Below are 14,754 nucleotides of genomic sequence, written 5' to 3'. Positions count from 1 at the left end.
TTTTGTTTGGTTAATATTTAAGAACAACATTTTTAATATGGCCATATCTCTCTGTTTTTCTATAATGCAAATATCACCCAGCACAGCGACAAAACTCGACGTGTTATTTATCATTTTTAAAATTTTTAAAATAAATTAAAATCTTTTCTTAGCGGAAAATTTCACACTACACATTCCAAAACTCTCTATCTAAACTTCTGTACTGTATGGCTTCAGAAATGTGATGAGACAAAATATTTTGAGATTCTTCCAGATCGGCAATTGTTCTGGCTACTTTTAAAATTCGGTCGTAGGCTCTTGCGGAAAGATTGAGTTTTTCCATGGCTAATTTTATGAGATTAAATGAGGATTGATCCAGTTCACAGAATTTTTCAATTTCCTTTGGTCCGATTTGAGCGTTGTAACTAATTTCCAAGTCTTTATATCGCTCACCTTGAATCTCACGGGCAATTAAAACTCGTTTTCGAATGTCTTCACTTTTTTCACCTTTTCTTTTTTCTGCGAGTTGTTCAAATTCAACTTTTTGAACTTCAATATGAATATCAATTCTATCCAAAAGCGGTCCGGAAAGTTTATTCATATATCGCTGCATTTCGTAGACAGATGAGGTATTATTGGGATCATCAGGAAAAAACCCACTCGGACTTGGATTCATCGAAGCGACCAACATAAAACTTGCGGGATAATTTACGGTAAATCGAGCTCTGGAAATGGTGACTTCACGATCTTCCAAGGGTTGTCGCATCACTTCAAGAACCGTTCTTTTAAATTCCGGCATTTCATCTAAAAATAAAACACCGTTATGGGCGAGAGAAATTTCTCCGGGTTGAGGATAACTTCCGCCACCAACTAAGGCAACATCTGAGATCGTATGATGAGGTGATCTAAAAGGACGAACAGTCATGAGTGACGTTTCCATTCCCATTTTCCCCGCCACGGAATGTATCTTTGTTGTTTCCAGAGCTTCTTTTAATGTTAAAGGAGGTAAAATACTTGGAACTCGTTTTGCCAACATTGTTTTTCCGCTTCCGGGAGGTCCGATCAGAATAATATTATGTCCGCCTGCTGCAGCAACTTCCATCGCACGTTTTGCAGTTTCTTGCCCTTTGACCTCAGAAAAATCAAAAGGAAATAGATTAATTTTGTCCTGAAATTCCTTTCGGGTGTCTAAAAATACTTTTTCAAGAGGTTTTCCTTCATTAAAAAAATCAATAACTTCTTTAATATTCTCAACGCCGTAGACATCAAGATTATTAACGATAGCAGCTTCCCGCGTGTTTTGTTTAGGTAAAATGATTCCTTTAAAACCCTCTTCCCTCGCCTGAATCGCGATCGGGAGTACACCACGAATCGGCTGTAGACTTCCATCCAATGAAAGTTCACCCATAATAATGTAATCCTGAATATTTTCAGCTAAAATTTGATCTGAAGCGGTTAAAATTCCGATTGCAATACTTAAATCATAGGCCGCGCCTTCTTTCCGAAGATCTGCGGGAGCCATATTAATTGTGATTTTCTTTCCGGGAATTTTGTAACCTACGTTTTTCAACGCAGCGGAAATTCGATAACTACTTTCTTTGATGGCATTGTCGGCAAGTCCTACCAAATGATAACCGACTCCACCCGTATCTATATTAACTTCAATAGTAATCGTCTGCGCTGCAACACCATGAATTGCACTTCCGTAAATTTTAACCAGCATGATTGTGTTTTGCCGTAAAAATAATTAATATTTTATTTTAGAAAACACTTCATTTAGTTCATAACATTTAGGTTTAATCATTATTATCTTAAAAAAATAAATCGGCACAGGGATGAACTCTGTACCGACCTAAACATAAATTATTAAAAAACTAACTATTACTTCTTTATAAATTTGTTTTTATAGACTTTTCCGTCTAAAGTTTTAGAGACAATCATATATGTTCCAGGAACAAGACTGCTTACATCAATTGCAACATTATATTGATGCTTATCTTTCTGTAAAACAAGCTTTCCGGACATATCGATGATAGAAATAGAACTGTACGTTTTATCAGATTCTTTTCCGATATATAAAAATTGGGTTGTTGGGTTTGGATATAATGTCAGGGCGTTTTCTTTCGGTTTTATTTCACCTGTTGCGAGATTACAGAAGCCAAAGTTTCCAAAATTAAGCTTGATAAACGCAAAATCACTCAACATTTCACACTGATCCGGACAATATTCTGTACAGGCATAAAATCCATATTCGCCCGATGCATTAGCAATATAAGAATCGCCCGTTGCTCCATTGATGATGCAAGGATCTGTAGGCAAGGGAGGATTGCTGCTCGGGACACATTTAAACCAAGTATGAACACCATACAACAAAGGAAATCCATCATCAAGTTGCACCGTTGCTCCCTGACAAACATTATATTCTCCAGGTCCGACTTCTTCATAAGTTCCGGGTGTAAAATTAGCCATCATATATGGCAGACCATAAACATATCCGTCGGCAAGAATGGCCGGACTTTCTGCAATGCAATCTCCGTCTGTAACTTCAACCTTAAAATAATACAGCATATCATCTACACCATTGATCGTCAATGTTTGTGATGTTGCTCCCGGAACCGGAACCCAAGGATTTGGATTGGGAGATTGCCAGTCCCACTGTTGTTTGTACCATTGATAACTTCCGTAAGTTTGAGTTGTAGAAAGCGTTTCGGTTTCTGTATTACAAAAAACCACTCTATCTGCAAACATAGTTCCCAATCTAGGACTCGTAATTGTAGGGGTACATTGAGCCTGTATTTTTACAATGCTCAGAAATAGGTAAAATGCTAAAAAAATTAGTTTTGTTTTCATGTTAATATTTATTTAGTGAATTGATTTTTAATATTTTATCAGTTTTTATTTTGGTTAAGATTTGGGCATAATAAAACCATAGAGCTTATTAATTAATGAGCCTAATTTATTTTTAGATATTGCTTTTTGAAGTCTGAATTAATTATCAGTCGAGCAACAATCTAATCCCGAATTTTACATTAAAATTTAATGGTTTCTCCTTATATATTGTATTGAGTGAACTGTCATCCTTGAAATGGTAGCCAATGCCCGGTTCTGCATAAATTCCTATTTTATTGACAATTTTTAATTGTAATCCAACCCCGCTATTAACCGAAAACTGAACCGGTTTTGCTTCCAATCCTTCTTTTTTCTCCTCTTTTATTTCATTATTTACAATATATTTTGTCGTGACACCTCCGGCAACCGCTTTTTCAACAGTCGCTCCGGCAGTAACATATCCCGTAAATGCTCCTTTTTTAATTACATTATAATTTACCTGCACAGGAACACCGATATAATGAACCGACTGATCGCTTTTTATTAAATTAGCATCACTTCCCGAACGAAGCTCGGATGATAATTTTGTATAGTTAATTCCCGTTCCGATCCCCCATTTTTTTCCTAAACTATAGTACATTGAAACGCCTAAAGTAACAGGAACTTTATGCCTTATTCTTGCTTCTACTTCCTTATTTTGATTCGCCAAAACGACTTGTACAAAAGGATCTCCATCGTTACTTGCATAAAACATATCACCAACATTCATTGGACTTCCGCTTATGGTAGCATATCCCGGAAATTGCTCTGATGAACTTCCTGAAGTATTTCCTGTAAGCAAACTCAGCATCCAAGGTTTTTTGGATTGTTTTTTTGCTATTTTTTGTTTTTGAATTGATTCAAATTTATCTTTAAAATCTTTTTCGTCCTGCGAAACAGGATCTTTTATATCATTGATTGACTGATTATTATCAATAATTATATTTTCCTGCTGTGCAATTTGATTGTTATGATTAATTCCGTTTTTAAGAATTTCATTATGAATATTCAGAACTTCATTAAAGCTATTTTTTGTTGAAATTATATTTGATGTGATATTATTTGAGATTGCATTTCGTTTAAACAAATCACTATCAATCAAATCATTAGCCCTTTTCGGTGAATTTTTATTTCCATAAGAATGACTCACTGATTCTACTTTATTTCCTTTCTTAGAACTTGTAATTTTTGGTGAATCTCCCTTTTCATTCTTATAAAAATCGAATATTTTAACCCCAATAAAAAACATGGCGATCACAGCGGCAACAGCACTAATGCGGTATATTAATTTTTTAGATGTAAACGTAGATTTATTTTTGTCTTTTGCTTTTAAATCATTTCCAATGATAGGAAGTGCTGTAATTTTATCATTGTCGTCTTCGGAGAATAAATCACCTTTAATATTGTCCCACAATCCTTCCGGAACATCATCTGTATGATCTTCCATTTTTCTGCGCATCTCATTCAACCACTGATTACTCATATTGCGCTGTTTTTGACATTTTATATTCTTTTATTTTATGACCAAGCATCGCTTTAGCTCTATGAAACTGTGACGCTGAAGAGTTTTCAGCAATTCCCAAAATCGCAGCAATCTCTTTATGACTCTTTTCCTCAAACACAAACAAATTGAAAACAGTTCTGTAACCGTCGGGCAGAGTTCGTATCATTTTCATGATCGTTGTTTGAGATATTTCCTGAAGATCGGGTTCTTCTTCCGGTAAATCAGGTATTTCAAATTCATCATCAACTATTTTAAAATCAGAATTTTGCTTAAGATATTTTAATGATTCTGTCACCACAATTCTGGTTATCCAGGCTCTTAAAGAACCATTTCCTCTGTATTCAAATGAATCAATCGAACGAAACATCTTTATAAAACTGTTCTGCAAAACATCATGCACGTCATCTTGCCCGATAATGTATCGCGAACACACATAGGTAAGGTTTCCGGAATAAGCTTCAAAAAGCTCTTTCCAGGCAGTTTCCTCCTTCAGATGAAGACGTTTTATCAAAATCTGCTCCTTACTTTCTTCCATGTATTTTTACAATAACATCCTGATTTTATGATTAATTTAATTGTAATGCAAAAATAGGCTGCCTTTTTTCAAAGCACAACCTATCTTGCATGATATCCGTCTCTTAATTTTTTATAGAATACGGAAAATCATATTTAATGGTTTCAAAGGGGGCTAATTCTACACCATCAACTATTATTTTTTCTGCCACCAAACCAAATCTCAGCGACCAATCTTGTCCTACAAAAAAACCTTTTTGTTTAGCAACCACTGTTACTACAGCATTTTTAGTCACTCCGTCCACAGGAATCTGGATATTCAATTTCTTAGGAGCAAAGGTCAACTCAACAATATTCTGTTCTGTATTAATTTTTGAAGTATAATTAAGTTTATATTCAACCTTCCCGATTTTAGCTAATGCCGTATCCGTTTTTACAGGATCTTTTACGACAGATTTTACAATTTCTCTGATCGGAAAATCTTTAAAATCAACTATCGTATCCTTTGCCGAAAAGTTGATAATTTTCTCAACAATAGGTCCTTTACTTCCCTGCTGTATAAAAAGTCTTGCCTTATAGTTGCCATTCACATCTCCCAATTTTACAGGAACAGGTTCATAACTATCATTATTACACGACGTTAAAGACAACGCTGCAAATGCAACCAAAACGACCATAAAAGCCTTAAGTACTGTTAATTTCTTCATTACTTTAATTATTTCATTATACATTATTTACTTTGAGTACTCATTTATATAAATCCCTTTTTCGAAAAATCTTGCACGAAATATTGAAAAAAGATGAAAAAAAATTATAACTAACTGATTATTAAAAGAAAAAATTATGTTTCATGAAGTCTTGTTTAAGTTTTTAATATTTTAATACATTTGTTAAAACATATTTTTGAATGAATTTCGAACAAATCAATCTACATCTCGACGCTTATAAAGAGCATGATCAAATTTTAGACGCTGCAAAGTATTTAATTCACTCGTTTGATTTAGAGCATGAAAACTTTGCGGGTTTTGGTTTCAGACAGGAACTTTCACCAAACTCAATGCTTTTAACAGCGGAAGGGGAATTGGGACATCCTCAAATGGTTATGATCCCTAAAAATATATTTGATTTTGATCTGAATCTTGTCTTAAATATGGTTGCCCACGAAATGCTTCACGTAAGACAAAAAGCTCCGGGAAATGTAATTGAGGATAAAAATGAACGAGAATTTCAGGCATATTACGAAATGCTTTTCCATAAAGTGTTTCCACAAATTCCTGATGTTTCAGATTTTCACAGAAAATTTTTCGGAAATAAAGCATTGGAATATTACAGAAGAATGGGCGAAAACTCTGAACTTCAACACAAATATGCAGAACAGAAAACAGAAGTAGAAAACTTAATCAATTCATTATCATGATAGTAAAACCGGAAATCTCTTGGGAAGATTTTGAAAAATTAGATATCAGATGCGGAACCATCATTTCAGTAAACGATTTTGAAAAAGCCAGAAATCCATCGTATCAACTAGAAATTGATTTCGGAGACTTGGGAACCAGAAAATCATCCGCTCAAATCACAAATCTTTATCAAAAAGAAGATCTTGTTGGACAACAAATTTTAGCTATTGTAAACTTTCCAAAGAAGCAAATTGCCAATTTTTTCAGCGAGTGTCTGGTTTTGGGAGTTTATGGAGAAAATAAAAAAGACGTTACCCTTTTAACACCTTCATTGCCCGCAAAAAATGGAATGCAGGTTGGCTAGTTTTAAAATATTTAATAAAATTCCGATTTAAATTAAACCTCATAGGTTTTTGAAACCTTTGAGGTTTAGATTCAGTTGGTTAAAGAAAAAATTTAATGATACAAAACATTCCATTAGAAAGAGTTTTATTCCTTGATATTGAGACCGTTCCGGGAACAGGTTCTTGGGAAGAGCTTCCTGAAACAGAACAAAAACTTTGGGATAAAAAAACAAGATTCCAAAGAAAAGATGAAGCCACCGCAGAAGAATTTTACCCCGAAAGAGCCGGAATTATGGCCGAATTCGGAAAAATCATCTGCATCACCATCGGAATGGTTGAAAAAAATGATACTTTAAAGATTAAAAGCTTCGCAAACGATGATGAAAAGAAATTGCTGATAGAATTTGGCGAAATTTTCAACAGCCCAAGACTTCGAGATATTATTCTTTGTGCCCACAACGGTAAAGAATTTGACTTCCCGTGGATCGCGAGACGATTTCTGATTAACGGAATGCAACCTCCCACTCCGTTCCAGATGTTCGGGAAAAAACCATGGGAAATCCCACATATTGATACGATGGAATTATGGAAGTTCGGAGACTATAAAAGCTTCATTTCTTTAGAATTACTGGCTCATGTCTTTGGAATTCCAACTCCGAAAGATGATATCGACGGCTCAATGGTTTCATCAATCTATTACATAGAAAAAGACTTGCAAAGAATAGTTGACTATTGTGAAAAAGATGTCTTAACTTTGGCAAATGTTTTCCGACGAATGCGTCAGGAAGATTTGTTGAAAAGGAATATCAATCTAGATTAAAAAATGAAATTTACAGACGATCAAATTGCCGATATAGGAGAAGAAATCATTGGAATACTAAAAACCGTTTATGACCCGGAAATTCCGGTGGATATTTACGAGTTGGGACTTATTTATGATGTTCAGATCTCTGAAGATGCTGATGTGAAAATTATTATGACTCTTACTACACCAAACTGTCCGGTTGCAGAAACGCTTCCGCAGGAGGTAAAAGATAAAGTAGCGGAAGCAGAAAACGTAAAAAGCGTAGATTTAGAGCTTACTTTCGAACCTAGCTGGAACAAGGATATGATGAGCGAAGAAGCAAAGTTTGAATTGGGAATGCTTTAATTATTGAATTAAAAATAAATTAGGCTGTCATTTTTGGCAGCCTTTTATTTTGTTTATACGTTTTGTCATTTTGAACGAAGCGAAAGCGGAGTGAAGAATTTATAAACTACTATTGAGATTCTTCCTTCGTCAGAATGACAAACTTGACGGAAAATGTTTTTATTAAACCTCTCTTGCAATTTCTTTTCCTTCTCTTCTACTCCATTCACTCCACGAGCCAACATACAATTTAGAAGTTTGAAAACCAGCATATTCCAAAGCTAAAATCGTATGACACGCTGTAACTCCTGAACCACAGTGAATGATTAAATTTTCTGGTTTGTTTGCTAATAATTTTGAATATTTTTCTTTTAAAATTTCTGGCTTCAAGAAGTTTCCATTTTCATCCAAGTTTTCAGAAAAAGGAATATTAATTGCGCCAGGAATATGTCCAGCAACCAAATCAATTGGTTCAGATTCACCATTATATCGGTAAGCATCCCTTACATCTATTACCGTTGAAGAATTGTTTACTAATTCATTCTCAACATCTTCTAAGCTTACAACTGGAAGAAGCCAGATTTCTTTTTTAATTATATCTGATTTTTCAAAAGTTTCTTCACCTGATGAAAATTCTAATCCATTTCTTTCTGCAGATTGAATTCCTCCATCTAAAACCTGAACATTTTTTAATCCAAAAGATCTTAACATCCACCAAGCTCTTGCACCTGCATTTGCTCCGTTTTTATCATCATAAACAACGATATGAGAATCTTCTGAAATTCCAAGATTTGAAAGTGTTTCTGCAAATTTCTCAACACTTGGAAGAGGATGTCTCCCACCAAAAGCTGCATCTTCTCCAATTTCAGCTAAGTCTTTATCTAAATCGATGAATTTTGCTCCTTTGAGGTGTTTGTCCAAGTAGTTTTTGTAAACGTCTTGTCCTACTCTTGCATCAAGAATGATGAGGTTTTCTGTTGGGAGATTTTTTAATTCGAATGGTGAGATGATTGGTGACATTTTTGTTGATTTTGGAGTTAATTTTTAAGTTTTGGCTAAAGCCAATTGAATTTTTAATCTAGGAGAGCGGGTTAAAACCCGCTCCTATTGATATTTATTTTATTATTCTTCGTCAAGCTCAGGCTGAAATCGCTTATAATAAAAGAGACAATGTCTCAAAAATGAAAAATATCTTTCGCTCTGTTATAAGAACTTTCGAAGTTTAATAAATTTAATTTGTGGTCTACTTTTTCAACGCTCATGAAGTTGATTACCTGTTCTGTAGGCATATTTCCTACCAAATCATCTTTCGCCATTGGGCAGCCGCCAATTCCTTTGATGGCGCTGTCGAATCTTCTACAGCCTTTATCGTAAGCTGCTTTTAATTTAGAATAAGAATCTTCGTAACGGTTATGAAAATGTCCTCCGAAATTAATCTCAGGGTATTTTGAAGGTATTTTATCGAATAAAAGAGAGATTGTTTCCGGTGTTGCAACTCCCGTTGTATCAGAAAGTAAGATGTTTTTAATTCCAATTTCTGAAAATCTTTGTGCCCAGAAATCAACATCTTCCCATTTCCACATTTCACCATAAGGATTACCAAAAGCCATTGAAAAATAGATGTTTAATTCTCTATTTTCACTTTTTGTCAGTTCAAGCATTTTAATGATCTCAGTAAAAGCTTCTTCCTGACTTTTATTGGTATTTCTATGCTGGAAAGTTTCAGAAATAGAAAATGGAAAACCCAGAATATCAACAGATTGATGCTTCAATGCTTTTTCTGCACCTCTGTAATTTCCGATGATTGCAGAAACTTTTGTATTCGATAAAGATTTATCTATATTTTCGGCAACCTCATCAGAATCAGCGAGCTGAGGAATTGCTTTTGGAGAAACAAAGCTCAGACAATCCAATATATCATATCCAACTTCCATCAAGGAGTTGATATAATCTATTTTTTTTGCGGTCGGTATAAATTCTCCCCAACCCTGCATTGCATCTCTCGGACATTCAGTTAGAAACATTGGTACTTTTTGATTTTCTCAAATATAATAAAACTAAACAAGTTTATATAAGATTAAAGCAAAGCTAACATTATTTTGATTTTCAAGCTTTTATATATGATTAATATTTTCAATACCTTATATTCAAGTCCAAATAAGGTATTCTGAGCATCAAATTTGCTAACTTTGTTGAAATTTATGATATCTAATGAGTACAATAGAATTCAACCAATTGTGGAAAGAAAAATTACTGAACCGTTTTATTAATTACGTAAAAATCTATTCAACGAGTGACGCAGAAAGCGAAACAACCCCTTCAACAGAAAGACAGTGGGACATCGCAAAGTACATTGTTGAAGAACTGAAAACGATCGGTCTGGAAAACGTTTCGATTGATGACAACGGTTATATTATGGGCTACGTTCCCTCTAACCTTGAGAATGATGACAAACCTACAATTGGATTTATTTCGCATTATGATACTTCACCGGATTTCAGTGGTGAGAATGTAAAACCTCAGATTTGGGAAAATTATGACGGAAATGATCTGGTTTTAAATCAAACAACAGGATTTACTTTATCTTCTTCTAAATTTGAAAGCTTAAAACAATACATTGGTCAGACATTAATTACAACTGACGGAAATACACTTCTTGGAGCTGATGATAAAGCAGGTTGTGCAGAGATTGTAACAGCAGCAGAATATTTAATCGCTCATCCGGAAATTAAGCACGGAAGAGTTGCAGTTGGGTTTACACCTGATGAAGAAATTGGAAGAGGAGCACATAAATTTGATGTTGCAAAATTCGGGGCTGAGTTCGCTTATACTATGGATGGAAGCGAGGTTGGAGAGTTGGAATATGAAAACTTCAACGCGGCAGGTGCTGTTGTGAAAATCCACGGATTGAGTGTACACCCAGGATATGCTTTCGGAAAAATGGTGAATGCAGGTCTTTTAGCTGCGGAATTTATTCAATTGCTTCCGGCAAATGAAACTCCGGCTACGACTAAGGGTTTTGACGGATTTTATCATTTAATGGATATTACTGCTGATATTTCTGAGGCTAAACTTCAATACATCATTCGTGATCATGACGAAGAAAAGTATGAAGCGAGAAAAAAATTCATGGAGGAAAAAGTTGTAGAATTCAATCAAAAATATGGTGAAGGAACGGCTGAAGTTGAAATCAAAGAACAATACCGTAACATGAAGCAGCAGTTTGAAGGCAAAATGCACATCATTGATCTTGCTGCGAAAGCGATGAAAGAATCGAATATTGAACCTAAAATCAAGGCAATCAGAGGAGGAACAGATGGCGCTCAATTGTCATACATGGGACTTCCTTGTCCAAATATTTTTGCAGGTGGAATGAACTTCCACGGACCTTACGAATATGTAGCGTTGGAAAGTATGGAAAAAGCAATGGAGGTTATTATCAATATTGTAAAAGCTTAATATTTAAATTATTATAGAAAAACCACTGCTTTTTGCGGTGGTTTTTTGTTTGGAGTAAAACTTAAACAAGAAAACCTCGGCATTAATTTTTTCGCCATCATTAATACTATAAATGCCATCGCTAGTATTATAAACGCCATTAGCAATATTGTATTTGACATTAGAAAAAATACATTCGCCAATACTAAAACTGTAATCGCCATCACGAATATTGAAGTTGCCAAAGCTTATAATATAACTGCCATTGCTAATGTTTAAAGTGCCACTTCGAATATTGTCATTGACATTGCAAATATTATAACTGCGGATCCTTATAGAAAAACAATCATCTACAAAGTTTGTCATGCTGAAAGGATCTAAACACGTTTCTTCAATTGTTTTTTTCTAATACTATGCTGAGATCCTTCCAGGATGATAAACTTTGTGGGTAAAATTAATATTTTAAATATTTATTTTTAAAACAATGAATGACTTCAATAAAAATATCATTGCTTTTAAGAATTTAATCAAAATCATTAAAATTTAATTATTTATAAAATATTTCCAAAATTTTGTTTTTATTTTTACCAAAACAGCAAATAATGAAAACAAAATTATTAACCAGTGCATATGTTATTTTCTTATGCCTGCAATTTTCTATGGTAATGGCAACCAATATACAGAATCAGCATCGTTACTCTGGTGAAGTTCCTTTAGCTGGAAATGCATTTATCACAACCTCAACAAAAGGCTCCACAGAAGTGATTACTAAAAACGGTCTTGGGAATTGGACAAGTACCGGTACGATAATCAGCACTTATTTTAAAGTAAGTCATCGGGGGATTTTGCACCTCAGCCTGAAAGCAAAAGTTCCATCCGGAAAGAGTGTGATTAAAGTTACTGTTAATGGCGTTTTGCATAAGATTTCTATTAAAGATTCTTCTTATAAAACCTATTCTGTGGGAGATTTTAATGTTCTTCCGGGATATGTGAAAGTGGATCTTCAAGGTGTAAAAAAGACAGGAGATTATTTTGCGGATGTTTCTCATATTATAGTTGAAAATCCATTATCCGAGGAAGATAATATTTTCTGCAATGATCCTAATTTTTACTATTGGGGAAGAAGAGGACCATCTTGCCATTTGAAGTACACAAATCCCACCAGCAAAGATATTTTGTATTTTTATAATGAAATCACCATTCCGAAAGGAGAAGATAAAATTGGTTCTTATTTTATGGCTAATGGTTTTCAGAATGGATATTTTGGAATTCAGGTAAATTCTGAGACCGAAAGAAGAGTTTTATTTTCTGTCTGGAGCCCTTTTTCTACAGATGATCCAAAGGACATTCCCGAAGATCATAAAATCAAGCTAAACTGCAAAGGCAAGAACGTGATTACCGGAGAATTTGGAAATGAAGGTTCTGGAGGTCAAAGCTATCTGCAATATGATTGGAAAGCCGGTTTAACGTACAAATTTCTTTTAAAAGGAGAACCTGACGGCACAGGAAAAACGGATTATACAGCCTGGTTTTTTGCTCCTGAAACCAATTCATGGTTGTTAATCGCAAGCTGGAAAAGACCTTACACAAAAGCCTATTTAGACAATTTGCACAGTTTTGTTGAAAATTTTATTCCCGATAACGGCTATCAGGGAAGAAAAGCTGAGTTTGGAAATCAATGGGTAAAAACAACGGATGGGCAATGGCTACCGATATCTCAGGCAAAATTTACGGCAGATGCGACCTATAAAGCTCATCAAAGAGTTGATGCCACAGGAGGAACTGTAAATAATACTTTTTATCTTAAAAACGGGGCATTTACAAATGATGTTACGCTTATGAATTCCGTTTTAAATGTTAGTCCGCCAACTCGTACTCCTGATATTAATTTAATTGATTTGGGCTCCTGCAATGTCTCAGCGAATTAAGCTTAAATTTTAAAATCATCTATAAAACCAGTGCAATATTGTGCTGGTTTTCTTTTTATCACAAACATGAGAAATGATTAATTTTAATTTTTTATCTTTAAATAATGTAAAATATTTTGCATTTTAACCAAGTCACAAACTTTAATTATGAAAAACATCAAAAAACTTTTAAGAAAAGATCTTTCCAACATCCTTGGAAGTGGCGGAGGTGGCTGTCACAGTAACGGAGATTCCGCCTATTGCTGGACAGACTGCGAATGCACCTTCGGAAAAGCATGCGAAATGAATGACGACGGAAATCCCGGACAATGCATCGCTGTAGGCGGTGGCGGTGGATCTGGCGGTGGTGGTGGAACGTATTGCCCTCCCGGTGATGATCGTTGTACAGAGCAACCTTTTTAATGATAAAAACCACTACGGATTGTAGTGGTTTTTTGTTAATCTGGCTCAAAGTCACAGACTTTGCGCAGCGAGAGTGATTTTATCTACTAAACAGATGCTTTGTAAACTCGTCAAAAGTATAGTTTGCAGGTGCCGTTTTATACTTTTCAAGGAATTCAATTGAACCTTGCTTAATCATTGGCTCTGTATTATTTTTCATTTCTTCACACAATAATAAAAGACCATTAATATCCTTATTATCTAGATATATACCATATAATGCGTGATAAGCCCTTATATTATTATTAACAGAAATATCATTTATGAGAATATCATATAGTTTGTCCATTATTTTTTTAACATACTTAACATCATTTATTCTCGTTTCATTCAAAATGTCACATCCATAATATCTCATATAATCTATATCCGAATTTAATAATATTAAAATATCATTTCTGTCACGTCCCCCTCTAAATTCATTATATAGATCATTCATAAGCATACCTATTTCATCCTTGTCAGTATGATTTTCTATTTTTAAAAACTCTTCAATAATCATAATATAACTCTATTTTTTTAAATTTGCTCTTCTTGTTGCATCCGCTGCGCAAAGTCTGTGACTTTGAGCTCTATTCATTATAATTATTATATTTCCAAAACTCATTTTTCTTAGTTACATCAATTACAGGATTATCTGCCAGTTCTACATCCAATAATCCATTTCCCAGAACATAATTACTTGCAGATGAATATATATAATGATGTGCCTTATCTACCAGATCCGCTCTTATAGGATTTAAATGAATATAATTAAGCTTATCCCATAAAAAGTGCAAAGTATAGATTTCCTCCGCATGATTACCATATTGCCAGAATTGATAGGTTTTGTTTCTACTATGACTTTCTGTTGCTTTGGAAAATCTTTCCAGCATCCATTCTCGCCTACTTTCTGGTTCTGTTTGTATTTTCTCTAAAATATTCTTTGTTGTAAACTTTTTAAAATCCCTGATTAAATCTGATAGTTTACCTTCTTTCGATTGTATAATTAAGTGAATATGATTACTCATTATGACATAGCCATACAATATAAGACCTTTATGTTCTTTACAATATTTCAAGGCTTCAATTATTACATCTCTATAATTCTTTCTTGTAAAGACATCAACCCAATCCACAACTGTACAGGTTATAAAATGTGGCTTCTCCTGATCTCTTATAATATATCCTTCTTTCATCTTTTTGTTTTTATATTATAAATGTAAAATTATTT

17 protein-coding genes are annotated in these 14,754 nt (G+C 34.2%); 7 read left to right on the top strand and 10 right to left on the bottom strand.

The window, feature by feature from the left end; translation table 11 throughout:
- Positions 1-166: 166 nt before the first annotated feature.
- The 5 genes from AC1Q7L_RS08350 to AC1Q7L_RS08330 form a co-directional block, all read right to left on the bottom strand.
- On the bottom strand, positions 167-1,702 hold the full coding sequence (locus tag AC1Q7L_RS08350) for a YifB family Mg chelatase-like AAA ATPase (protein WP_492305052.1): 1,536 nt from the start codon (positions 1,700-1,702) through the stop codon (positions 167-169).
- 158 nt (positions 1,703-1,860) lie between these two features.
- Positions 1,861-2,829 carry a T9SS type A sorting domain-containing protein gene (locus tag AC1Q7L_RS08345; RefSeq protein ID WP_492305051.1) on the bottom strand — a complete coding sequence of 323 codons (969 nt, stop codon included), beginning with the start codon at positions 2,827-2,829 and terminating at the stop codon, positions 1,861-1,863.
- Positions 2,830-2,974: 145 nt separating this feature from the next.
- Positions 2,975-4,330, bottom strand: a complete 1,356-nt coding sequence (locus tag AC1Q7L_RS08340) for an outer membrane beta-barrel protein (protein WP_492305050.1) — start codon at positions 4,328-4,330, stop codon at positions 2,975-2,977.
- Positions 4,323-4,886, bottom strand: a complete 564-nt coding sequence (locus AC1Q7L_RS08335; protein WP_492305049.1) for an RNA polymerase sigma factor — start codon at positions 4,884-4,886, stop codon at positions 4,323-4,325. The genes AC1Q7L_RS08340 and AC1Q7L_RS08335 overlap by 8 nt, the downstream gene beginning before the upstream one ends.
- A gap of 103 nt (positions 4,887-4,989) precedes the next feature.
- Positions 4,990-5,571 (bottom strand): DUF4840 domain-containing protein, encoded by a 582-nt coding sequence (locus tag AC1Q7L_RS08330; protein ID WP_492305048.1) that lies wholly within the window; start codon positions 5,569-5,571, stop codon positions 4,990-4,992.
- A 200-nt stretch (positions 5,572-5,771) separates the two neighbouring features.
- Between AC1Q7L_RS08330 and AC1Q7L_RS08325 the strand changes: the two genes are divergently transcribed.
- The 4 genes from AC1Q7L_RS08325 (at position 5,772) to AC1Q7L_RS08310 (ending at position 7,755) form a co-directional block, all read left to right on the top strand.
- The gene (locus tag AC1Q7L_RS08325; RefSeq protein WP_492305047.1) at positions 5,772-6,281 is read left to right on the top strand and encodes a hypothetical protein; all 510 of its coding nucleotides are present in this window, start codon (positions 5,772-5,774) and stop codon (positions 6,279-6,281) included.
- Positions 6,278-6,625 (top strand): tRNA-binding protein, encoded by a 348-nt coding sequence (locus AC1Q7L_RS08320; protein ID WP_492305046.1) that lies wholly within the window; start codon positions 6,278-6,280, stop codon positions 6,623-6,625. Before AC1Q7L_RS08325 ends, AC1Q7L_RS08320 begins: the two co-directional genes overlap by 4 nt.
- Positions 6,626-6,720: 95 nt before the next feature.
- Positions 6,721-7,425 carry a 3'-5' exonuclease gene (locus tag AC1Q7L_RS08315; RefSeq protein ID WP_492305045.1) on the top strand — a complete coding sequence of 235 codons (705 nt, stop codon included), beginning with the start codon at positions 6,721-6,723 and terminating at the stop codon, positions 7,423-7,425.
- A gap of 3 nt (positions 7,426-7,428) precedes the next feature.
- Positions 7,429-7,755 (top strand): iron-sulfur cluster assembly protein, encoded by a 327-nt coding sequence (locus AC1Q7L_RS08310; protein ID WP_066753828.1) that lies wholly within the window; start codon positions 7,429-7,431, stop codon positions 7,753-7,755.
- A gap of 162 nt (positions 7,756-7,917) precedes the next feature.
- On the opposite strand, the gene AC1Q7L_RS08305 is transcribed toward AC1Q7L_RS08310, so the two are convergent.
- Both AC1Q7L_RS08305 and AC1Q7L_RS08300 read right to left on the bottom strand, forming a co-directional pair.
- Positions 7,918-8,754 (bottom strand): sulfurtransferase, encoded by an 837-nt coding sequence (locus tag AC1Q7L_RS08305; protein ID WP_492305044.1) that lies wholly within the window; start codon positions 8,752-8,754, stop codon positions 7,918-7,920.
- A gap of 155 nt (positions 8,755-8,909) precedes the next feature.
- Positions 8,910-9,758, bottom strand: coding sequence for a hydroxymethylglutaryl-CoA lyase (locus tag AC1Q7L_RS08300; RefSeq protein ID WP_492305043.1), 849 nt, complete (start codon positions 9,756-9,758; stop codon positions 8,910-8,912).
- Between the two features lie 187 nt (positions 9,759-9,945).
- Here AC1Q7L_RS08300 and pepT point away from each other — a divergent pair, with 187 nt between their 5' ends.
- Positions 9,946-11,193 carry a peptidase T gene (pepT, locus tag AC1Q7L_RS08295; RefSeq protein WP_492305042.1) on the top strand — a complete coding sequence of 416 codons (1,248 nt, stop codon included), beginning with the start codon at positions 9,946-9,948 and terminating at the stop codon, positions 11,191-11,193.
- Between the two features lie 3 nt (positions 11,194-11,196).
- Here the strand turns inward: pepT and AC1Q7L_RS08290 are convergent, their stop codons facing one another.
- Entirely contained in the window at positions 11,197-11,538 is a 342-nt protein-coding gene (locus AC1Q7L_RS08290) for a hypothetical protein (RefSeq protein ID WP_492305041.1), read from the bottom strand.
- A 236-nt stretch (positions 11,539-11,774) separates the two neighbouring features.
- Here AC1Q7L_RS08290 and AC1Q7L_RS08285 point away from each other — a divergent pair, with 236 nt between their 5' ends.
- Positions 11,775-13,100, top strand: a complete 1,326-nt coding sequence (locus tag AC1Q7L_RS08285; protein WP_492305040.1) for a DUF3472 domain-containing protein — start codon at positions 11,775-11,777, stop codon at positions 13,098-13,100.
- A gap of 147 nt (positions 13,101-13,247) precedes the next feature.
- Positions 13,248-13,502 carry a hypothetical protein gene (locus AC1Q7L_RS08280; protein ID WP_492305039.1) on the top strand — a complete coding sequence of 85 codons (255 nt, stop codon included), beginning with the start codon at positions 13,248-13,250 and terminating at the stop codon, positions 13,500-13,502.
- A 79-nt stretch (positions 13,503-13,581) separates the two neighbouring features.
- Here AC1Q7L_RS08280 and AC1Q7L_RS08275 read toward each other — a convergent pair whose 3' ends face one another.
- A complete protein-coding gene (locus tag AC1Q7L_RS08275; protein WP_492305038.1) occupies positions 13,582-14,043 on the bottom strand; it encodes a hypothetical protein in 462 nt (153 codons plus the stop codon).
- Positions 14,044-14,113: 70 nt separating this feature from the next.
- The gene (locus tag AC1Q7L_RS08270; RefSeq protein WP_492305037.1) at positions 14,114-14,719 is read right to left on the bottom strand and encodes an REP-associated tyrosine transposase; all 606 of its coding nucleotides are present in this window, start codon (positions 14,717-14,719) and stop codon (positions 14,114-14,116) included.
- Between the last annotated feature and the right edge of the window lie 35 nt (positions 14,720-14,754).

This window comes from Chryseobacterium sp. GW823-FHT05E08 (assembly GCF_058795655.1).
This window is presented reverse-complemented; position numbering and strand designations above follow the sequence as displayed.